General features: G+C 48.0%; 19 protein-coding genes and 1 tRNA gene. 5 read left to right on the top strand and 15 right to left on the bottom strand.

All coding sequences use genetic code 11. The features are described from left to right. The first annotated feature begins 4 nt into the window (after positions 1-4). Positions 5-1,987, top strand: a complete 1,983-nt coding sequence (locus KUA46_RS00235) for an OmpA family protein (protein ID WP_217326285.1) — start codon at positions 5-7, stop codon at positions 1,985-1,987. Positions 1,988-2,273: 286 nt separating this feature from the next. Here the strand turns inward: KUA46_RS00235 and KUA46_RS00230 are convergent, their stop codons facing one another. From KUA46_RS00230 to KUA46_RS00220, 3 genes are all read right to left on the bottom strand, one after another. Continuing rightward, positions 2,274-2,726 carry a DUF5056 domain-containing protein gene (locus KUA46_RS00230; RefSeq protein ID WP_181975258.1) on the bottom strand — a complete coding sequence of 151 codons (453 nt, stop codon included), beginning with the start codon at positions 2,724-2,726 and terminating at the stop codon, positions 2,274-2,276. Then, complete coding sequence (locus KUA46_RS00225) at positions 2,716-3,255, bottom strand: RNA polymerase sigma factor (RefSeq protein ID WP_218486668.1); 540 nt, start codon at positions 3,253-3,255, stop codon at positions 2,716-2,718. Before KUA46_RS00225 ends, KUA46_RS00230 begins: the two co-directional genes overlap by 11 nt. Positions 3,256-3,341: 86 nt before the next feature. Next, on the bottom strand, positions 3,342-4,076 hold the full coding sequence (locus KUA46_RS00220; RefSeq protein ID WP_153139993.1) for a DUF6249 domain-containing protein: 735 nt from the start codon (positions 4,074-4,076) through the stop codon (positions 3,342-3,344). A gap of 134 nt (positions 4,077-4,210) precedes the next feature. Between KUA46_RS00220 and KUA46_RS00215 the strand changes: the two genes are divergently transcribed. Continuing rightward, positions 4,211-5,626: a methyltransferase RsmF C-terminal domain-like protein gene (locus KUA46_RS00215; protein WP_218486669.1), complete on the top strand. Its 1,416-nt coding sequence runs from the start codon at positions 4,211-4,213 to the stop codon at positions 5,624-5,626. 67 nt (positions 5,627-5,693) lie between these two features. Further along, positions 5,694-6,233: a dihydrofolate reductase gene (locus KUA46_RS00210; protein ID WP_153091850.1), complete on the top strand. Its 540-nt coding sequence runs from the start codon at positions 5,694-5,696 to the stop codon at positions 6,231-6,233. Between the two features lie 37 nt (positions 6,234-6,270). Here the strand turns inward: KUA46_RS00210 and KUA46_RS00205 are convergent, their stop codons facing one another. The 9 genes from KUA46_RS00205 to KUA46_RS00165 all read right to left on the bottom strand — a co-directional run bounded on the left by KUA46_RS00205 (position 6,271) and on the right by KUA46_RS00165 (position 12,100). Then, positions 6,271-6,789, bottom strand: a complete 519-nt coding sequence (locus KUA46_RS00205) for an Lrp/AsnC family transcriptional regulator (RefSeq protein ID WP_006847783.1) — start codon at positions 6,787-6,789, stop codon at positions 6,271-6,273. A gap of 81 nt (positions 6,790-6,870) precedes the next feature. Next, positions 6,871-7,335 carry an ExbD/TolR family protein gene (locus KUA46_RS00200; protein ID WP_117694272.1) on the bottom strand — a complete coding sequence of 155 codons (465 nt, stop codon included), beginning with the start codon at positions 7,333-7,335 and terminating at the stop codon, positions 6,871-6,873. Beyond that, the gene (locus KUA46_RS00195; protein WP_153119581.1) at positions 7,332-7,949 is read right to left on the bottom strand and encodes an ExbD/TolR family protein; all 618 of its coding nucleotides are present in this window, start codon (positions 7,947-7,949) and stop codon (positions 7,332-7,334) included. Before KUA46_RS00195 ends, KUA46_RS00200 begins: the two co-directional genes overlap by 4 nt. A gap of 43 nt (positions 7,950-7,992) precedes the next feature. Beyond that, the gene (locus KUA46_RS00190; protein WP_154480252.1) at positions 7,993-8,505 is read right to left on the bottom strand and encodes a hypothetical protein; all 513 of its coding nucleotides are present in this window, start codon (positions 8,503-8,505) and stop codon (positions 7,993-7,995) included. A 12-nt stretch (positions 8,506-8,517) separates the two neighbouring features. Next, positions 8,518-9,180 carry a MotA/TolQ/ExbB proton channel family protein gene (locus tag KUA46_RS00185; RefSeq protein WP_006847787.1) on the bottom strand — a complete coding sequence of 221 codons (663 nt, stop codon included), beginning with the start codon at positions 9,178-9,180 and terminating at the stop codon, positions 8,518-8,520. Between the two features lie 74 nt (positions 9,181-9,254). Next, a tRNA-Ser gene (locus KUA46_RS00180) sits at positions 9,255-9,342 on the bottom strand. Between the two features lie 140 nt (positions 9,343-9,482). Then, positions 9,483-10,319, bottom strand: coding sequence for a TatD family hydrolase (locus KUA46_RS00175; protein ID WP_153139999.1), 837 nt, complete (start codon positions 10,317-10,319; stop codon positions 9,483-9,485). Between the two features lie 39 nt (positions 10,320-10,358). Beyond that, a complete protein-coding gene (locus KUA46_RS00170) occupies positions 10,359-11,333 on the bottom strand; it encodes a polyprenyl synthetase family protein (protein WP_153140001.1) in 975 nt (324 codons plus the stop codon). A gap of 41 nt (positions 11,334-11,374) precedes the next feature. Beyond that, positions 11,375-12,100, bottom strand: a complete 726-nt coding sequence (locus tag KUA46_RS00165) for an energy transducer TonB (RefSeq protein ID WP_217326279.1) — start codon at positions 12,098-12,100, stop codon at positions 11,375-11,377. Between the two features lie 102 nt (positions 12,101-12,202). Here KUA46_RS00165 and porQ point away from each other — a divergent pair, with 102 nt between their 5' ends. Both porQ and cmk read left to right on the top strand, forming a co-directional pair. Next, on the top strand, positions 12,203-13,150 hold the full coding sequence (porQ, locus tag KUA46_RS00160) for a type IX secretion system protein PorQ (protein WP_218486670.1): 948 nt from the start codon (positions 12,203-12,205) through the stop codon (positions 13,148-13,150). Between the two features lie 37 nt (positions 13,151-13,187). Continuing rightward, on the top strand, positions 13,188-13,880 hold the full coding sequence (cmk, locus tag KUA46_RS00155; protein ID WP_118063612.1) for a (d)CMP kinase: 693 nt from the start codon (positions 13,188-13,190) through the stop codon (positions 13,878-13,880). A 414-nt stretch (positions 13,881-14,294) separates the two neighbouring features. Here the strand turns inward: cmk and KUA46_RS00150 are convergent, their stop codons facing one another. The 3 genes from KUA46_RS00150 to KUA46_RS00140 are packed head-to-tail and all read right to left on the bottom strand — an operon-like array spanning position 14,295 to position 21,858. Then, positions 14,295-15,182: a 4-hydroxy-3-methylbut-2-enyl diphosphate reductase gene (locus KUA46_RS00150; RefSeq protein ID WP_218486710.1), complete on the bottom strand. Its 888-nt coding sequence runs from the start codon at positions 15,180-15,182 to the stop codon at positions 14,295-14,297. A 13-nt stretch (positions 15,183-15,195) separates the two neighbouring features. Further along, positions 15,196-16,260, bottom strand: a complete 1,065-nt coding sequence (locus KUA46_RS00145; RefSeq protein ID WP_218486671.1) for a DUF1573 domain-containing protein — start codon at positions 16,258-16,260, stop codon at positions 15,196-15,198. 33 nt (positions 16,261-16,293) lie between these two features. Beyond that, positions 16,294-21,858, bottom strand: a complete 5,565-nt coding sequence (locus KUA46_RS00140) for an alpha-2-macroglobulin family protein (protein ID WP_218486672.1) — start codon at positions 21,856-21,858, stop codon at positions 16,294-16,296. Positions 21,859-21,932 lie beyond the last annotated feature (74 nt).

Below are 21,932 nucleotides of genomic sequence, written 5' to 3'. Positions count from 1 at the left end.
CAATATGAAACAAATAAGATTTTATCAAATCATAACAGCAATCAGCTGCCTCTTTCTGATAAGTTGCGGCATTGAACAGAACCTGAAGAAAGCAGACAAGCATCTTTCTTTAGGCGAATACTACGATGCGGCAACCCAATATAAAAAGGTGTACACCAAGACACCTACCAAAGAGCGGGCTGCCCGAGGCAAGGTGGCTCTAAAGATGGCACGCTGTTATGATAAAATCAACAGTACGCCGAAGGCACTGGCTGCCTACAGCAATGCCATCCGATACAAGCAGGCAGACCTCAACGACCGCCTGGCTTACGCCCGGCTTCTCCTGAAGAACGGAAGTTACAGACAGGCTGCCAAGGAATTCGAATTCCTGCTCGATTCCATGCCCGACAACATGCTGGTAAAGAACGGACTCGAATCGGCACGAAAAGCCCCAGTCTGGAAGAAGGAAGGAAGCCGGTACAAGGTAAAGCGGATGAATGTTTTCAACTCCCGAAGAGACGACTATTCGCCGATGTTCCTCAGCGATGACTACAGCCAGCTCTATTTTACCTCAACCCGCAACGAAGCCCAGGGCAGCGACCTGAACGGAGTGACGGGAACGAAATCTGCCGACATCTTCTTCTCTGAAAAGAACGACAAAGGCAAATGGAGCAAGCCGGAAGCCATCGGAACCGGTCTCAATACCGACTACGAAGAGGGCGCATGCTGCTTTACCCCAGACGGCAAGCAGATGTACCTCACCCAGTGTGCCACCGATCCCACTTCGCCCCGCTTAGCCCAGATAGTAACCTCCAACCGCTCGGATGCAGCCTGGAGCAAGCCTACGAATCTGGAAATCAGCAAAGATACGCTCAGCTGTTTTGCCCATCCAGCCATCTCTCCTGATGGCGAATGGCTCTATTTCGTATCAGACATGCCGGGCGGAAAGGGCGGTCTCGACATCTGGCGAGTGCGCATCACTCCTGCCGGACTGGGCGGCGTAGAGAACCTGGGCGAACCTATCAACACCCCAGGCGATGAGATGTTCCCTACCTTCCGTCCTAACGGCGACTTCTACTTCAGCAGCAATGGTCATGTAGGAATGGGCGGACTCGACATCTATATCGCCAAAGTAAATTCCATCACCCGGAAATATGAACTCACCCACCCCGGCTATCCGCTGAATACAGAAGCCGATGACTTCGGAATGACTTTCGAGGGTCTCCACAACCAGGGTTTCTTCTGCTCTAACAGAAAAGACGGAAGAGGCTACGATCATATCTACTCCTTCGAGAATCCGGAGATTGTTACCACAATGAAGGGATGGGTTTACGAGAAAGACGGTTATGAACTGCCTGCCGCCGAGGTGAGAATCGTAGGCAACGACGGAACGAACAGGAAACTATCCGTCAAGGGCGACGGTTCGTTTGTCCTCCCTATCAATCCGCATGTCGACTACCTGGTGATGGCATCCTGCAAAGGCTACCTCAACCACAAGGAAGAACTTCGGGTTGATTCGGCTAAAGAGAGTAAGGAATACGTGCTCCAGTTCCCGCTGGCTTCCATCACAGCCCCTGTACTCATCGACAACATCTTCTACGATTTCGACAAGGCAACCCTTACCGAAGCCAGTACAACAGCCCTCGACCAGCTGGTAACGCTGCTGAAAGAGAACCCGCACGTTACCATCGAACTCAGCGCCCATTGCGACTACAAGGGAAACAGCGAATATAACAAGCATCTGTCTCAGCGCCGCGCCCAATCGGTAGTAGACTATCTGATAAAACACGGCATAGAGAAAGAGCGCCTCACCCCTGTGGGCTACGGTAAGGAGAAGCCGAAGAATGTGCGCAAGAAACTTACCGAGAAGTATCCTTGGCTCAAGGAAGGCGATGTGCTCAGCGAAGAGTTTATCCTGAAGCAGAGCAAGGAGCATCAGGAAATCTGCAACCAGCTGAACCGCCGAACCGAGTTCAAAGTGCTCCGCACTACCTATAAATTGTTTTAGAAACCGATATCATAAGCATAGGTGCTCTACTGAAAAAGTAGCAGCACCTATTTGTTTTTCTATATTCAGCAATATTAAATCTTCGTTCAAAGACATTGAATGTCCGTTCAAAGTCATTGAATGTCCGTTCAAAGACACTGAACGGACATTCAAAAGCTTTGAACGGAGATTTCAAAGGCATAAAGATGATATTTATAGTAATAAAAAACTCTTTCTATTAGCACTAAAAACTATTCTGCTAATAGAAAGAGTTGATCATTCATACAATTGATATCAGGGAAGAAGCCTACTGACGCGCATCAGCCAGTTCATTATATCCCCAAACCATGATGAGGACAACGATGCCAGCCAGCACCATCAGGAGATTCTGAGAGTGGGCGATGGAATCTGCCACATGCGTAAGGGCACGCGAACCGGAAAGGAGGAAATCTATCTTCATAGAGAAAAGCCACCCCTGAATCTGTTCCCATCCCTGACAGACCACTGCTATGATGATGCCTGCTGCCACACAGACTGCCGTCCATAAATGTTCCAGACGCTGGCGCTTAACCAGCGACATCGCAGTATCAGTTTCGGGTAAAGCCGGCAATGCCTGCATCACTCTGTCGGAGAATCCGTCATCAGGAATCTCTGACATCTGGCAATCGGAAAAGAACATCTGCAAGAGTTCTTCATCCTGAGGGTTCAATGGTTCCCCTTTCATGCTCTCCAACTTCTTATCATTTATCTTATCGGTCATAACCATTCTTTTTTAAGTAACTTGCAAGTTTCTGTTTTCCACGAGAGAGATGCGACTTGATGGTGCCTTGCGCCATTCCCGTCACCTCTGCAATCTTATCTATAGAGAGTCCATCCATCAGCTGCAGCGTGATGCATGTACGTTCATTTTCACTCAATATCTGTAGTGCCTTGAGCAAATCCATCTTCAATCCGGCATGGGCGCCCTGTGCATTCTTACGGGAAACGGCAGGCGTATCGATGTCCTGCGTTTCCTTATGACTGCGGGTATAATCATACCATACATTATAGGCGATGCGGTAGAGCCAGGTGGAGAAAGAGGCTGTACCCCTGAAACCGGACAGATGGGTATATGCCTTGACAAAGGTATCCTGAGCCAAGTCGTCACTCAGCTGCGCATCCCCCAGCGTCTGCCGCAGGAAGAACCCACGAATGGGTGACTGATACTTCCTGACCAGCAGGTCGAACGACTTGCGGTCATGAAGCATCACCACCTTCGTGACGAGAGAGATATCGGATAACTTTTCCACCTTATATATATTAACTAATAATTGTTGTTCTTTTCCTTGTGACTTCCCCTCCTATTGAGAAGCCATGATATATTGAATGTCGGCTGCTAGACCGGAGTTCCATTATATCCCGTGCCCTGGTCGCCGTGACGGTTCTTCCACCAGTCCTTGATGGCAGGAAGCGAGCCGATAACGGTCTGACCGATGCCATAGAAGAAGACCAGGGCTCCGATGCCAGCCAGGAAATCAGCATCCCACCAGGCAAACATGGCGCACAAGCCGGCTCCCAGGAAGGCATTTCTCAATCCACGCTTTACCAGATACTCATCGCTCTGCTTGTCTATCGGCCGGTCGCTTTCCGGAACATTGATGCCCTTCTCCATCGCCATCTCCGCCAGTTTCATCCGGTCGTTGTGGCGGCGAATCAGATATCTGATAACCAGAAATACGATGATCAGCGGAGCAAAGACAAACAGCAGACCGAAGATGATACAGAAAATGATCATAACAGCCAGCGCTCCGCCACCAAATACCGAACCGATGAAATCGAACGGATCATCATAGTTGTCTAAACTGTATCTAGAATGAACAGACTTATTATCATTCTCATCATAATCATCATAGTTGGCCGAATCTGTGCTGGTGGTATCAGAATATGCCTCCAACGCCTCGTCGTCTTTATCCTTCGAAGCAGATGGCTGTGCGGCAGATGCAGGAGCAGCCTTTGAATCTACCTGTTGGGTAGTTGGATGATAACGATGTTTTGGAGCTGAAGACGCCAAAGACACTTGGGTGGCTCCGATGCTCATAACGAGCGCTAATGCCAATATTGCTTTCTTCATATCATTATTTTTTTATTGTTTTTACCTTGTTATTTGAAAAATTTCTGCTTCTTAGACGCATCTCTTCGCGATTTAGTTGCAAAGAAACGAAAAATTTCTTATTTTTGCAAACAAATTAAAGAAAAAGAGACAGAATGAAGACATTACCTGAAGATTTCAGAACATATACTCAGGCACTGATGGGCGAAAAGCTGTATCAGCGTCTGGAGCATGCTATCCTTGAAGAGGAGGCACCAACCAGTATCCGCATCAATCCTTTTAAATGCAAGGATGCTGATGGCGAACCGATTCCCTGGTGTCCGGAAACCGGACGTTATCTCTCTACGCGTCCCGGATTCACCTTCGATCCGCTGCTGCATGCCGGCTTATATTATGTACAGGAAGCCTCATCTATGTTTGTTGATATGGCTATCCGACAGTACGTAAAAGAACCGGTGATGATGCTGGATCTCTGTGCTGCCCCTGGCGGAAAGTCGACTGCCGTAAGAGCTGCCTTGCCGGAAGGGAGTCTGCTCTTCAGCAACGAACCGATGCGCACCCGCTCGCAGATTCTTGCCGAGAACGTACAGAAGTTCGGTCATCCGGATATGATTGTTACCAACAACTATCCCCGCGATTACAAGAAATCGAAATTGCAGTTTGATGTGATCCTTACCGATGTTCCCTGCTCCGGCGAAGGAATGTTCCGCAAAGATGAAGGGGCTATCGACGAATGGAGTACCCAGAATGTGAACAACTGCTGGCAGCTGCAGCGCGAAATCGTATCGGATATCTGGAACTGTCTGAAGCCAGGCGGTATCCTGATTTACTCTACCTGCACCTTCAATGCGCACGAAGATGAGGAGAATGTGGAGTGGATATGCGAAGAACTTGGCACAGAAGTGATGGCACTGGAGGGTGTAGAAGATGCATGGAACATCACCCGCAACCTCACGGGCACCGACTTCCCTGTTTACCGGTTCATTCCTGGCGTTTCGCGAGGCGAAGGTCTGTTTATGGCGATTCTGAAGAAAGAGGGCGAATGGGAAGCAGGTTCTTCAGCCAAGGAGAACAGGAAGGATAAGAAAAAGAAAGACAAGAAGGTGGCTAAAGGAAAGGGACCGGAGATTCCGGACGGCTGGCTGAAGGCTGATACGGAATGGATGCCTGCAGAGAGCAACGAGACGGTTTACGCCATTCCGGGCAGATGGAAAGACATCTACGACCAGGCTGAAAAGAACCTGAAGGTGCTGCATGCAGGTGTGAAACTGGGAACAGACAAGGGAAAGGGTCTCATTCCCGACCAGGCTCTCGCTCTCTCAACGATGCTCAACAAAGATCACTTCCCACAGGTGGAGTTATCCTACGATGATGCCATCCGCTACCTTCGCAAGGAGGCTGTGAATCTGCCTGCCGATACGCCTAAGGGTTATGTACTGGTAACCTACAGACAGGTTCCGATAGGCTGGGAAAAGAACATTGGCAACCGTGCCAACAACCTCTATCCGCAGGAGTGGAAGATCAAGAGTAGCCATGGGACGGGAGAGCTGTTTATAGTTAATAGTTTATAGTTAACAGTTTATAGCAAGAATGAATAATTCAACATTCAACACTCAACATTCAACATTAAAATAAAAAATGCTCAGCATCATCGCCTGTATATCAAAAGTGCATAGAGCTATCGGGTACAAGAACCGGTTGCTCTACGCCATCCCATCGGACATGACCCGCTTTCGTATGCTCACAACCGGACATACGATCATCATGGGCAGAAAGACATTTGAGTCGCTGCCGAACGGAGCCTTGCCCAACCGCCATAATATTGTTATCTCGAAGACAAGAGAGCAGATAACAGGGTGCGAAGTATACACCTCTCTGGAAGAAGCGCTGACAGCAAGGAAAGAAGAGGCAGCAAGGAAAGAAGAGGTTGGAAACAAAGAAGAGGTAGGAAGCAAAGAAACTTCAGATGAATGTTTCATCATCGGAGGAGCCAGCATATATGAACAGGCTTTGCCTTTTGCAGACAAGCTTTATCTCACAATCGTTGAAAAGGAGCCTGAACATGCCGATACCTTCTTTCCGGAAATCAATCCGGCAGAATGGGAAGTGACAGAAAAAGAAATGAGGAATGAAAACGGCTTACCGTTCACATTCCTCACCCTTTATAGAAAGCAGTAATCCCGCAGGGAGCTACTGCTTTTTTTCTTTTTATATCTTATTTCTCTGCTGCAGCCTCCTCATCAGTTTCCTCTTCATCATCGTTGAAACTCTTGAGGTCCTGCATAGAAAGCTGACGATTGATAGATGCATTGAAAGAGATGATGGTCTCGCTGCGAGACAATCCCAATGGCTGCAACTTATCATGGATGATTTCCAGGAGATGGTGGTTGTTCAGCGCGTAAATCTTGATAAACATATCAAAGCCGCCTGTAGTATAGTGACACTCTACAACCTCAGGAATCTTCTTCAACTCCTCTACGACCTGGTCAAACTTCTCAGGCTCCTTCAGATAGAGTCCCATATAAGCACAAGTTTCGTAACCTATCTTTTCTGGGTCAATGATGAATTGTGAACCCTTGATGATACCAAGATTTGTAAGTTTAGCAACACGCTGATGAATGGCAGCACCGCTCACATTGCAAGCGCGTGCCACTTCCAAAAATGGAATACGGGCATCCTGAGAAATCAGCTTCAGAATCTGCCTATCTAATGAATCTAAAATTTGTTTTGACATAATACTAATAATTTGGTTGCAAAGATAATACAAAAAATTAATAAAAGCAATTTTTTAAGAGAAAAACATGATAAATTAATATTATTTTCCATTTTCTGTGGCAGAATAACTGATTTTTAGTGCTTTTGCCTGGCGCAAAGCCTGCTTTACGTCGGTTATCACACCCATCTTGGTTTCCTGGTCTGCTTTAATTGATACGGTCATCAGCTTCTGGTCTTCCGGCGACATACGCTTCTTTTCTGCCGAAATGTAATCCATCACTTCGGGAGCCGAAGCAAACTTATCATTCAACTGAATCTGGGTACCGGTACCATACTTTGCCTGCATCTCTTTGGTTGGCTTACCTATATAAATATGGCTCACCGCCGATTTCTTGGTCAGGCGGGTGAGTTCCTTGCCTTGTGGCAAACGGCAGTCTACCTTCAAGGTAACCTGGCGCATGTGGGTAACAATCATAAAGAAGAACAGTACGGAGAAAATGAGGTCTGGCAGAGAAGATGTATTCAACCCTGGCACTTCATGCGATTTCTTATGAAAATTCATCATTGTTTACCTCCTTTCTGCTGTTCAGTAGCTGTTTCTGCCGAATTTTCTTCCCCTTGCTTTTCTTCAGCATTGGCATCAACACGCTGGTCGGCATGAGTCATTGCGTTGGCATACGACTCTGTGATGCGCTGCGGACAGATGTTGCGCACCTGTTCTTTCTGGTCATTGTTCAAGAGGGCATAATCCCTGTGATATTTCTTCTGGGCCGTTTCGTTGCGTAGCTGGCTATATGCTTCCATCAGCTGATTCTGCATCTGGAAATAGAGATTATAGTCGGCATCGCGGTCACTCTCGATAGAGATGAGATGTTTCTTGCCCAGGCGGTGTACAAAGCGGATGGTTTCTTCCTTGAGCAGGCTCACCTGCATCGGCTTACCGTTGACCAAAAGCGTATCGCCAGCCGTCAGGCGCAGCGCCATGAGGTTAGCCTTGTCTACCACCGACTGCTGCTGTTCCTTCTTCTGCGGTTCAGGTGAAGGGAGTTGGCGCAACAGTCCCTTATCCACATCCATTGATGTGGTGACAAGGAAGAATATCAACAGCATGAACGAGATGTCGGCTGTAGATGTGGTATTCAGTCCCGGGGTTTCGTGTTGCTTCCTTCTAATCAGCATATTTAATCCTTATTTATAGAATAGAGAGCCTAAAGCACTCTCTTTAGTTTTTCTTCCGAATATAACGTGTGGCACCGAAACAGACGGCACCGATTCCTGCCACCAGCATCAGGAGCGATGTGATGACAAACATATCAGAAAGCTTGAGCCAGAGCCAGTCGGCATAATTCTCGCCATTGATGAGCATCGGAGCAGAACCGCCCAAAAAGAAGGTAAGCAGCAAAACTGCCAAAGTTCCGATCCATGTGATGCGGAAGATGCGACGCACGGGAATGCCATTCACTACAGCCTCCGACTTGCTGCTGCGATAATCTCTGATCATCGAAAAGACTGCCAGACCTGTACCTCCTATCAGGAAGAGCCACATCAGCAGGATGAGCACATCGGTAAAGAGAGGCGCATTAAAGTCGGGGTTCTCTTCGAAAGGCAAATCGTAGCCTACCAAAAAGAACAGACCGAAAATCAGCACCGCCAGTCCTATCATGATATAGAACACCTGCTGCGATATCTTTTCGGCCGACTTCGTCTTCTGCTTTGAAAATTGAAATTTAACCATTTCTCTCTTCGTTTATTTATTCTTGGCAATAATATCCATTAAAGTAACCGCCGACTCCTCCATCTGGCTTGTCAGGTGCTCCACCTTAGAAAGGATGTAGTTATAGAAAACCTGAAGGATGAGGGCTACGATGATACCGAAGATGGTAGTGATGAGCGCCACTTTCATACCCGAAGCAACGATAGTAGGACTGATATCGCCCGCCTGCTGAATCTGGTCGAACGACATGACCATACCGATCACGGTTCCGAGGAATCCGAGCGATGGCGCCATAGCGATAAAGAGTTTGATCCAGGAGCAGCCCTTCTCCAGGTTAGCCGCCTGAACGGTACCATATCCGCTTACCGAGCGCTCGATGTCATCAAGACTCTCGCTGATATGCATCAAACCCTGGTAGCAGATAGAAGCCACCGGTCCGCGGGTATTCCGGCAGAGCGTCTTAGCCCCTTCCACATCTCCCGCCGACACCTTCTGGTCAATATCCTGCATCAACTTCTTGGCGTTGATTTCAGAGAGACTCAGATAGATGATGCGCTCGATACAGAAAGCCATACCCACGATGAGGGCGATGGCAACGAGAGACATAAATCCCGCATTACCCTCTATAAACTTTGTCTTAAGAGCTTGATGAAATCCCATGTTCTCTTCTTGAGCCATCATAGGCAGAGAACACATCCATGTGAAAACCAATATTGCAAAACGTGCAATAGCTGTATTTTTCTTCATATACCTTATTATATATATAAAAGCGGAAAGAGGGGGATTCGAACCCCCGAACCGGTTTTGCCGGTTACACGCTTTCCAGGCGTGCCTCTTCAGCCACTCGAGCACCTTTCCATATTCCGAAGAACTCTTCTTAATCGCCGCAACATGCTGCTGCAACAATTTCGAAGTGCAAAATTATTGCTTTTCCTCCGAAATACCATAACTTTCATTGTTTTTTTATGTTTATTTAAGGAGTTTTGAACGCTTGCGTCCTATACTTGCGATACGGAAAGCGGAAAAACCCGCTCTGCATTGAGGTTGGTCTGTCGGGCAAACTCCTCTTCGCTTATGCCATAAGCCTTGGCGAGCGTCTTCATCACTTCTACCACGAAAGCACTCTCGTTACGCTTGCCGCGATAAGGAACAGGCGCCATATACGGACTGTCGGTCTCCAGAACGATGCGATCCAGAGGAACTACTGCAGGGAGGTCTTCTCTGAGATGGCTGCTCTTGAAAGTAGATACGCCACCGACGCCCAATACAAACTTATCGAAGGAGAGGAGTTCTTCTGCCTCCTTCTGATTGCCCGTAAAGCAATGGAAGACGCCACCCGGCAGTTCTTTCTCATACTTTCTGAGCAGATGCACCATCTCGTTCTGTGCCTTGCGGCAATGAATCATCAGCGGGAGCTGGGTTTCTACCGACCATTTTACCTGTTCCTCGAAAGCCTCGAGCTGCTCGTTTTCGAACTCACGGCTCCAGTAATAATCAAGTCCTACCTCTCCGATGGCGATCAAGTCAGAAAACTGAGGAGAACCCGCCTGACTGGCATTACCGGTCATGCGATGCTCCTCCAGTATCTTCCGGAGTTCAGCCAGCTGTTCCTTCCAGTCTTCCTTCACCTCTTCAGGATGCAGACCAATCATCGGATAAGCATAGCCTGGATATTCCTTAGCCAATGCCAGTACCGCTTGTGTGGTTTTCACATCGATGGCAGGCAAGAACACCTTGCCTACCCCCGCTTCCTTGGCACGGGCGAAAGCCTCCGCCCTATCCTCATCAAACTCTTCCGCATCAAAATGCGTATGTGTATCTATTACTTTGAACATTGCCCTATCAACTGTCAACTATAAACTATTAACTATCAACTAGTACTGTCGCTTCATCATTTTCTGAGCATACTTTGCCAATTCCTCCTTACGCTCAGCAGGCACATTCACGGCATCCAGATACTTCTTGCTCTGCTCGAAATAATAAGCAATCTTATCCTGCGCCATTTTGTCGATACCTATCTCGTTGTATAGACGGGTAACGGCAGCCACCTTCTCCTTGCGGTCGAAATCCTCGGCATCCACCCACTTCTGCAGTTCTGCACGCTGAGCGTCGTTGGCATGGTTGAAGGCATTGATGAGCATGTAAGTCTTCTTGTTAGATGTGATATCGCCACCAATCTCCTTACCGAACACCTTGGTATCGCCGTAAACATCGAGATAATCATCCTGCAACTGGAACGCCAATCCTATCTGCTCGCCAAACTTATACAGGTTCTCTGCATCCTCATCAGAAGCATCGGCAAGGATAGCACCCATCTTCAGGGCGCAAGCCAGAAGAACGCTGGTTTTGAGGCGGATCATCTCGATATATTCCTCCTCCTTCACATCGTTACGGTTTTCAAACTCCATATCAAACTGCTGACCTTCACCAATTTCCAGGGCAGTGGTCGTAAAGAGTTTCAACACCTTGGCAAGATGCTTTTCATCACATTGAGCCATACGTTCATAAGCCAGAACGAGCATGCTGTCGCCTGAAAGGATTGCCGTATTGGCATCCCATTTCTTATGAACCGTTTCATGACCGCGACGCAAATCAGCATTGTCCATCAGGTCATCATGCAGCAAAGTATAGTTATGATAAGTTTCCAGGGCAACGGCATTCATCAGAATCTTCTCAGGATTGTCCTTGAAAAGATTGTAGCCCAAAAGCATGAGCGTAGGACGAATACGCTTGCCACCCATAGAAAGTACGTATCTGATAGGCTCATAAAGAGACTTTGGCTTTCTTTCGTAAGGCAAATTAGCCAGAAACTCATTTACCATGCTTAAAATTTCATCTGCTGTCTTCATAATAATGTATAATTTATAATGTATAATTTACAATGAATAATTTATAGCTGGAACACTACCGGGATGGCAATCATCGTGCGACAGACCTTGCCTTTATCGATGCCCGGTTTCCACTTCGGCATCATCTTCATCACCCTCAAAGCCTCGTTGTCGAGCAATGGATCTACCGAAGTGCTTACCTTGATATTGGCAACACTTCCATCCTTGTTTACGATAAAGGATACCACTACGGTTCCCTGAATCCTATTCTTCTGGGCAGCTACAGGGTACTTCAGGTTCTTGGTAAGCCACTGCATGAAGGCAGACCAGCCACCAGGAAACTGCGGTATCTTCTGCACGACGGTCAGTTTGATAGGAGCCTCAGCTCCCGGATTCTCAATGGGAGTTTCAGGAACCGCTTCCTTCACCTCAGCTCCATCCACTACACCCGAGCCGTCGCCGATAACCAGTTCGCTGGTTGTAGAACTGATTTTCTGCGGTGCCTTCTGAGTCTGTTGCTCGGCAGCCTTCACTTCCTGAGTAATTGACTTAGAAGCAGGAGCCGAAACAGCCTCTGCACTCACCATATCTTTCAGGTCGGGACGAGCCGACATTTCCAGATCCTGTGAAAGATCTTCCATCGATTCCGACAAGTCATCATCTCCCTGCGGACCTTTCTGATATTGGAGTCCTACGAAGATGAAAGTAAAAGCCAGCAGCAAACCTAGCAGGAAAAATGTAACCCGCTTATCTTCCAGTTGTGCGCTATTTGATTTCTTAATTTCCACAATAAAAACCGTTTAAAATCGTTATTTCCTACGAAAACATTGCAAAATTACTTCTTATTATTGAAAAAAGCAGTATCTTTGCCAAAGAATTAGAAAATTTAAATGAAAAAATATGTAATTTCCGCAATATTGACGCTTTTTGCGACAATTATTGATGCTCAAGAGAGCCAAACGGGGTATAATTTCCTTCGCTTGCCGGTGAGTGCTCACGCAGCTGCTCTGGGTGGCGACAACATCACCTTGATAGAAGATGATGAGGCACTCATATTCCATAATCCGGCTCTTCTGTCATCAGTAAACGACAAGACGGTCAATCTCAATTATATGAACTATATGTCGGGGGTGAACACTGCCTCGGCTAGTTTCAACCGTATTGTCAACGACAAGGCTTCGTGGGCTGTTTCGGCTCAGCTTGTTGACTACGGCAAGATGAAAGAGACGGATGAGAACAACATCCAGATGGGTGAGTTCTCTGCAAAGGATATTGCCATTGCGGGTTACTTCTCTTATATGCTCGGTGAAAAGTTTGCGGGTGGTATTGCCGCCAAATTCATCACTTCGTATATTGGCGATTACAATTCTATCGCTGTGGGAGTGGATCTGGGCATCAACTATTACGACCCTGAAACGGAATGGTCGGTTTCTTGCGTGGCAAAGAACCTGGGTGGACAGCTGAAAGCTTACGACAATGAATATGAGAAGATGCCGATCGACCTGCAGTTGGGTGTGACGAAACGCTTTGCTAACGCACCGTTCAGGGTATCAGCCACACTGGTCAACCTGAACCATTGGGACAGCAGTCTTCGTGATCATGCCGTAGTAGGTGCCGACATTCTGCTTTCGGAGAGCCTGTGGATAGGTGCCGGCTACAACTTCCGGAGAGCCAACGAGATGAAAATCAGCACCTCAGAAGATGAGGAAAGCAGTCATGGAGCCGGTTTCTCTGTGGGTGGCGGTATCAACCTGGAGCGCTTCCATCTGAACGTTGCCTACGGCAAATATCACGTCAGTAGCAGCAGCCTCATGCTGAACGTAAGTTACAGATTATAAATTCTACATTATTATACATTAAAGTTAGTTCGAAATTATGAAGAAAATAACAATAGCAATAGACGGATACTCTTCTTGCGGTAAGAGTACGATGGCAAAGGATCTTGCCAAGGAAATAGGTTATGTTTATGTAGATACGGGCGCCATGTACCGCTCGGTAACTCTCTATGCGCTGCGTCATCAGCTCTTCGAAGCAGATGGAGCCGTAAAGACAGAAGAACTGCAGAAGGAGATGAAGAACATCAGCATCTCATTCAAGTTTAATGAAACAACCGGTCGCCCAGACTGCTATCTGAACGGCGAACTGGTAGAAAAGGAAATCCGTTCGTTAGAGGTTTCCAACCACGTTAGTCCGATTGCCGCCGTTCCTTTCGTCAGAGAGGCGCTGGTAGAGCAGCAGCAGAAGATGGGCGAAGACAAGGGTATCGTGATGGATGGTCGCGATATAGGTACCACCGTGTTCCCTAATGCCGAACTGAAGATTTTCGTTACAGCCAGCTCACAGGTGAGAGCACAACGCCGTTTCGATGAACTGAAGGAGAAAGGAATGCCAGCCGACTTCGATGCGATTCTGAAGAATGTAGAGGAGCGCGACTATATCGATACCCACCGCGAGACTTCCCCACTCAGAAAGGCTGATGATGCCATCACGCTCGACAACAGCAACATGACCATTCCTGAACAGAAGGCATGGCTGATGGAACAATATCAAAAAGCAATAGCAGAATAAGCTACAGAAAAGAGACTGCCGGGTTATTTATGCAAAAATACGTTAAATATGCTACTTTTACCGATAAATTTATTTTATTTGATGAAAAAGATTTGGAAAAAAAACTTCAATTTAGTATCTTTGCAATCATATTAACAAGGTAGTAATGATATAGATTATAAATTTTGAGTTAATTACTGTTTTTTGAAGGTGATAGGTCTTCGGGAGAAGATTTATCACCTGTTTTATTTTCAGACAGTTTATAAAAGATAAAGCCCCCCTTGCTACCGCAAAACGCGGTAGCAAGGGGGGTTAACTAATTAATAACCAATATATTAAGTTTTTCAATCAACGATAAAACTATCCTCTACCCATATACGGTGAAACACCGTATCAAGTATATCAAGTTACTGATAATCAACTCTTTAACTTTTACTACAACAGAGCAGAACTTTCCTTGATAATCTTCTCCCTGCACTCTTCCATCAGCCACTTCGGCGTACTGGTAGCGCCACAGATACCAACCGTTTCCACATCCTTGAACCAGTTCATATCTATTTCGTCGGCACTTTCTATCTGGTAGCTGTTGGCATTCACGCTCTTGCATTCCTTGAAAAGCACCTTACCGTTCGAACTCTTTCTGCCACTCACAAAGAGGATGACATCATGCTTGCTGGCAAAGGCAGCGATGTTAGGCATGCGGTTAGCCACCTGACGGCAGATGGTATCGAAACTCTTGAAGACAGCGCCCTCAACAATATGCTCCTGGCAGTATTCGATGATGCGGTGGAACTCATCGAGACTCTTGGTAGTCTGGGAGTAGAGATAGATATCTTTAGAGAAATCCAACTGACCGCTTTCCTTCAGCTGCTTCACATCCTCAAACTTCTCTACCACGATGGCATGACTCTCCGTCTGCCCCACCAGTCCGAGCACCTCAGCATGCCCGTTCTTGCCGAAAATCACGATCTGTGCCTCCGGATTGTTGACATACTGCTTCTTGATGCGGCGCTGCAACTGGAGCACCACAGGACAGGTAGCATCGATGATTTCAATGTTGTTCCGTTCGGCAAGGGCATAAGTTTCAGGCGGTTCACCATGAGCACGGAGCAAGACCTTTACGCCCTGCAGTTCCTCCATCTGCTCATGGTCTATCGTGATGAGTCCCGCTTCATGCAGGCGCTCCACCTCCATACCGTTATGCACAATATCGCCTAGGCAGTAAAGTTTACCGCCCTTAGCCAACTCCTCTTCAGCTTTCTTGATGGCAGTGGTTACGCCAAAGCAGAACCCACTGCCGTTATCTATTTCTATCTGCACGATATTCGTTTTTAATTCATTGTACATTAATCTTCACCACCACCTTAGCATGTTCAGGATCATTCGTAATCATGAGGATACGAGGGTGTCTGACACGCGATTTCTTCAAGTCGGCAGCCACAGCCGTCACCTTCATCTTAACGGTCTCTCCTGGCTGAATCTTACTCTTCTTCAGGTTCACCTGCAAGCCCATCGTAAACATCTGCATGCTGCGGATATCCAGTTCCGACTTACCCTTATTGGTAATCAGAATCTCACCCTTCAGTTTCTTCTTTCCATTGAAACTACCCAGATTGAGATCGGTGGCAGACATCTCTATCTTCGGAGCCAGTGCCTTCTTGGCTGGAGTCATGTTCTCGAAACCAGGAAGAAGAACGGCTGATACCACGATTTCCTTCTCAGGCGCAATCCTATCGCCAGGACGCTCACCGAGATAAACCGATGTCTGGTTCAAGCCCAGGTCGCGCAGTTTCTTGGAATCCAGCACGAAACTGATTTCGGCAGAATGACGCGGAGCTACCTTGGAAGGCGATACGAAAGCATGAAGATAGGGTGGCAGATGCATCACTACCGGCTCCAGTAATTCGTCGGTAGGATTGAAGATATGGATGCGCTGAACCGGACGGTCGCCACGGTTCACGTCATCAAACTCCACCTCCTGGGCATCACTCTTGATGACACCCAACATCTCATCGTAAGAACCAGCGAAATCTACTACGCTGCCCACTACCTTTCCCCTCATAGAGAGGATGAACGGGTCTTCACCCGCATTGGTATAGAGGCAAACCTGCTTGGTGAAAGTACCCATCTGCTTGGCATCGTATACCGCCTTGATGACGAAACTTTCGCCGGCAGCAATGCTCGTCTTCGGATAATCTACCTCCGTACAGCCGCAGCTTTTCAATACATTGTTGATAACCAACGGCTTGAGCCCGTCATTCTTCAGCACGAATTCGGCAGTTACAGGCTTGTTGAACACCACCTGTCCGCAGTCTACCACCTCGTGCTGGGTTGTAATCTTCTGTGCTGATGCAGGCAGCGCCAACAGCGCTGAGAGCATCCATATATTCATCCGTTTCATACTATTCTATTTTAAATTATCAATCTATAAACTTTAATTATTAACTTTCAATTCATAAGTCTCTGTGCGGCCACCAAATTCCGGACTGTAGGTACACTCAGCGGTGCAAGTTCCGCTCTGATAGTCGCCCTTTCTATCCACGTAATACTCCATTTCTACGATGTGCATACCTTTAGATAAACGATCGAAATAAAAATTTGTTGCATAATCTCTTGGAGAAACATAGCAGCCTATGCCCCACTGATAACCACTCTTCTGGTTAACCGGTTCCAGACATGCCGCACGCTTATCCGTAATCTGCACAAAGTCGTAGTCGCGGTCGGCGGTGATGAGGAGTGTTACCTTCACCATCTCACCTACCTTCGCCTGCGCCTTGCCCTTACCCTGAGATTCGGCAGGAACGATGACACGGCGCACCTTGATGCCCGACTCCATGGAACCGATTTCGCTGATAGGCTGCTTAAACTCTGCATAGACGGCTCCCCAGCTGGTATAATCGCTCTTTTTGTCGATGCTCAGCTTAGATGCCTTGCCCGGTCTTTCGGTCTTCACATAGCCCAAAGTAGTGGAATCCTGCGGCATCGGCAGCAGCTTGCCGTCCAGTTTCAGAACGGCATTCTCAGCCTTCCTGTTCCAGTTGCTCTCATTGCCCTTCATAAAGGCGTAGACAGCATCCACGGTGTTCACCGGCGTATCCCAAACCTGGGTACGTTTCGACATCAGTAGCCAGCGCTGCAGTTCCTCGATGGTCTGCTTGTCGTTCGGCTTCAGCATCTGCATCGCCTCTATCACGGATACCTGGGTAGGAATCTTATAGTTTCTCCAGCTGTAGAGTGCCTTGCGGGTATCGTAGTAGCGGCCCATCTCCTCACGGTAAACGGCATATTCGTTCACGCTCTGCAGATATTCGCCTGCCTTCTCGCGGTAAGCAGCATTCTGCTGGCTGTTTCTGGCGAGTACCACGGCAGCACGCGCCTTGCCATAGATGGAGAAATCACCGGTCATCTTCGACATCTTTTCCAGGAGATAAGCCTTATCCTGCTCCAGATTCTGCTTCATTTTTCTGCCATCCATCGAAAGGATGTAGAGATAATGCAGCGCCTGTTCGCTAGGACTCACCTTCTGCTTTTTCTCCTCCTGCTTCTTCATCTCTCTTACTTCCTGTGCGGTCTGCAGAGAGAGATAATCGATGGCGGAAGTCAGCATCCGGGCGGTTGATTTCTGCACACCTGCGATGGCATTCAATCGAACCATCATTTCGGCTACCGACGTTGTCATATATCTGCTGCCCTTCATTCCATTCCACCAGGAGAAGGAACCATTAGGGTTCTGCAACTTCTTCAGTTTCTCCACCTGATTCTGCAGACGGATGCTCTCCTGAGAGAGATTCTTCTGAGAATGATTATCCAAAGAGAGAGTCTTCTGGATATGGGAGGTGATGGTATTGGCGTAGATGGCAGACATCAGCGAGATGGCGTTCTCCTCATCCGGATTACTGATAGCTGGCAGCGCCTTCACCATCAGCCAACTTGGATTGTTGGTGTACTCGATGGTTACCTTTGCCTCTTCAGTGCCCTTCGCCTGCTTGCCCTCCTTGTTCAGGAAGAGTTTGCTCAGGTCGAAGTTCTGCTCGCCCTTCTGATGCAGGGTGATAGGCAGGGTGTTCACCACGAGTTCACGGTTGCTCAAAACCGGCAGATAGTGCTGTTCACCATCGCTGTAGCCATTACCGGCAGCCACCACCTTATTAATATATACGCCTTCTTTCAGTCCCTGGACATCAAAGGAGATGGTAGCAGAGCCCTCGGCATCAATGCTGTAGTTCTGCGTCTTCTGCCAAACCACCTTGTTGGTCTCCGGGTCAAGAATCTGCATACGGGTGTTGCCGCTCACTTTCTTGTCGGAAGTATTGAAGAGTTTCACCACGATGATAGCCTTGTCGCCCTCACGAAGGAAACGAGGCATGTTAGGCTGCACCATCACGGTCTTCTGCGCCACAGCCTCATCTACCAGCAAACCATTGCGCATCTCCTTATCATGAGCCAAGCCCATGAACTTCCAGGTTGTCACGCTTTCTGGCAGGGTGAAGTTGATAGCCACATTGCCCTGATTATCGCTCTCCAAAGCTGGATAGAAGAAGGCGGTCTCGTTCATATTCTCACGCACCTGTACCTTGTCGAGGAATTGTCCTGCATCTGACCCAGAACCACCGGCAAACTGCGGCATCTCCTCTACTACATCAAAAACCTTGTTGGCAGATGGAGCAGCCGCTCCGACACGGGTCATTTTAGAGCCGCGAATCCTGATGACTTTCGCTTCTTCTCGAACCAGCTCGTCTTTCTGTACACGAACAGCCTCAACGGTTCCGCCAGAAGAACGTTCCAACTTGCTCAGTTCCACCGCTTGCATATAAGCATAATAGCTAAAGTATTTGCCATCAAACTTATCTACATCCAGTTGCTTCTCGTCATAATACTTGGTAGGATAAACGCCATTCAAGTAAAATGAACGGAAAGTGAGGTTGTGCTTCCAGTAGCAGTTTGGCAAACTCTGATAGAAACCCAGGGAGAAATTCCAGGAATGCGGGGCTATCTGGTCGAGCGACTTGTCATAGAGTACGCTCATCAGCTGCGCCTTGGCTGGCTTGCCGTCAGGGGTGGTAATCTTCAGCGTCCACTCCTCCTTCTGTCCAGGGGTCAGACGGTTGCGGAAGGTCTTCCAGGCGATGTTCAGTTTCTTCTCAGGCAAAGGACGGGCGATGCTCATCATTCGGGTATAGCACTTACCTTGCTTCACGAAACTATAGTTCAGTACGATGCCCGATGCATATTCCTCCTTGTAGGTGAAAGGCAAGGTCACGATACTGTCGCCCAACTCCCAGGCGCCCTTCTCCAGCAGTTTGTTGCCGGCGATGATGGAATATACGATGTGCGCTCCGTTCTCCGAAGAGCCCACCTGGATATAGACCGGCTTGCCATCACGAGGGAAGGTCTTCGCCGTCTGATAATACCATTCGGTAGTTGGCTCCACCGGATGGGTATCCTTCATGCTGAAAAGGGTGAATTTCTGCTGCAGGGTATCCTGTCCGCAGATTGCCTCCAACTGATGAACGCCAGATTTCCAAACGAGGGAAGAAGATGCAGAAGAAGCAGAAGAAGCATATTCCTTGATAGAAACCGGTGCATTCGCCTCGGCATCCTTCCATTCGCCCTTATCAATTCGATATTTCAACCTACTAGAAATCGGCATTCCACTGGCATTGCGGTAAGCGAAGGTCACCGTCTTCAGACTGTCTGTTTCGATACGCTTAGGAAGATTCACCGTGAGGATGGTTGGCTTGGTGCCCAGAGGCAGACTCATCACGCCCTCATGGCTCTCACCACTGATGTCGGTAACGATGGCTGAGACCTCGAAGTTGAAGAAACGGGCGATGCGCATGAAATCGCTCATATCAGCCTCGTCTTTTCCTGACAAGGAAGCCTCCAGCGGAATCTCGACGTCGAAGGTTCCGTCCTCACGAGTCACGCAACTGTCAGTTTTCACCAACTGTCCGGCAGATCCTGCGCCCCACCACCAGAGTTGGTTTCTGCGGGTCACCTGATACTCCACCTTGGCACCCTGCACCGGCACTCCGGCATAGGTCTTGGCTGAAGCTTTCACCACCACGGTGTCGCCCCAGGTATATTTCTCGTTCACCTTCGGGAAGGTAATCTCGAAGGTTGGACGCTTGTACTCCTCAACTCTGAAATATTCGCTTGCTGTACCATTCACGGAGATGGAATACTGTCCTGTCTTTCCCTCCTTCGGGAGTTCGAAATCTACCGAAGCCGTACCATATTCATCGGTCGTAACCTTCTGTTCTGCCACCTGCTTCCAGTTGGCATCACTCAGGACAAACTTCAGTTCCATACTCTTTCCTGGCACGCTGGCATCCAACCCCTTCTTGACAGTATAGGAAATGGCTGAGGCATGTACCTTCTGCCCCGGGCGATAGATGGCACGATCGGTATAAACCTGATATTTAGTCTCATTATCCTTCTTCTCATAATAGCGGGTACGGCTAAGATAGATGTCCCTGGCTGGCGTAAACTTGTCATTGTTGGTAGAAATCAACACCATTCCATCCACATTTTTGAAGTAAGCCTCTCCGTTCTCATCTGTTGTCAAGCGGGCATGAACTATTCGCTTGTCCTTCTTCGTCTTGAAATCATACCGCTGGTCGTAGAGTTCTATCTTAGCCCCAGCGATAGGCTGTCCGTCTGTAGCATTCACCACTACATAGCGATGTTTATCATCCGGCAACTGCTGGATCATCACCGCCAGATTGCTGACATAGAAGAGTTCTCGCTGCGGAGCGATGCCGGTATTATCCGAAGTCACCTCCATCAGATAGGCACCCAGCGGCAGATTGCCACCGATTTCGATGGAATCCTTCACCTCTTCGTAATCCGGACGACCATAGTAGTTGCGGCTGAAATCCTTCTGATGCAGCTTCGTAGTCTTCTTCAGGAGCATCTTATAGGTAGCCTCATCCTGGGCATTATAATCGTTATCTGCCGTAATATTGAGGCGGGAGATACTGATTTTCAGGTTCTGAAGATTGCGCACATTCAGATGCACCCACGCCTTCTCTCCAGGTCGCAATACCTGCGGCATATCCTTCACCCGGAACATCGGTTCGGTGAGTCGCTTCTGCGCATTTCTCAGTTCGTTCATTCTCGACCATCCCCCCCAGCGGCTCAGCGCATAGTTGATATAGTTGAGCTTATCCTGCGGTTTGGCATCGGTAGCACCTTCCATGAAGCGGAAATGCTCCACGGCAAGTTCGCCTGCCTCCGGAATATCCTGATAAACCTGGATGAGCGAGTCGATGGTCTGCAGATACTTCGATTTCTTCACCTCTCTCACGTCGTCCTGGCGGTATTTCTCGATGAGCTTATAGGCACAGAGACAAGCCGCACCCCGATTGCCCACCTTATTATAATAGGTGTACAGCTGCAGATACGCCTCCTTGCTGTCTGCCTCGAATCCGATGAGATGCAGCAAATCATTCTTGAAGGAACTTCCGTCCACCCCTTTTAGAGTCAGCGGCACATACTCAGTAGAAGCATGCTTGGCAAGAAGCTCTGGGTGCGCCATCGCTTTTTTGAAGAACTCCTGGCTCTTCTTCAGGTTTACCTTTCGCTGACTTTGATAATAAGAAGCATCCTCCCTTTGTTCCAAAGAAGCCTCATCCACTTCTATTCCATACGGATTATCATGATATACCTTGCCGAGCACAGCATATCTCACCGCTTTCAGCATCGGGTCATTTGTCTTCAAAGCTTCAGCCTCCATCCGCTTCACATTCGGCGTCAGTGAGTCTGCAGAAATCTCTTTCCAGAGCATCACCTGCCTCATCTCAGCCGCCAGCAGCTGACCGTAGTCTTTAGCCGCAGAAGCCTTGGAGATGATTTTCTGCATCACCCCAATTTCGCTCTTCGGCTGGTCCTTCTGAGCGATGATGTCAGCTTGCTTCCACAAGTTGTCATAAGTTTGAGCCGTAGCTTGCAACATGGCAAACACAGCTATGATAAGTGATAAAATGTTTCTTTTCATAAGCCAACTGTATAAAATGTTAATGGAATGATGATAATCATCAAACTTTTCATTGCAAAAATACAAAAAAAAAC

Source organism: Segatella copri (genome assembly GCF_019249765.2).
GTDB classification, from domain to species: domain Bacteria; phylum Bacteroidota; class Bacteroidia; order Bacteroidales; family Bacteroidaceae; genus Prevotella; species Prevotella copri_K.
Note: the sequence above shows the minus strand (reverse complement) of the source record. Positions and strands in the feature narration are given on the sequence as shown.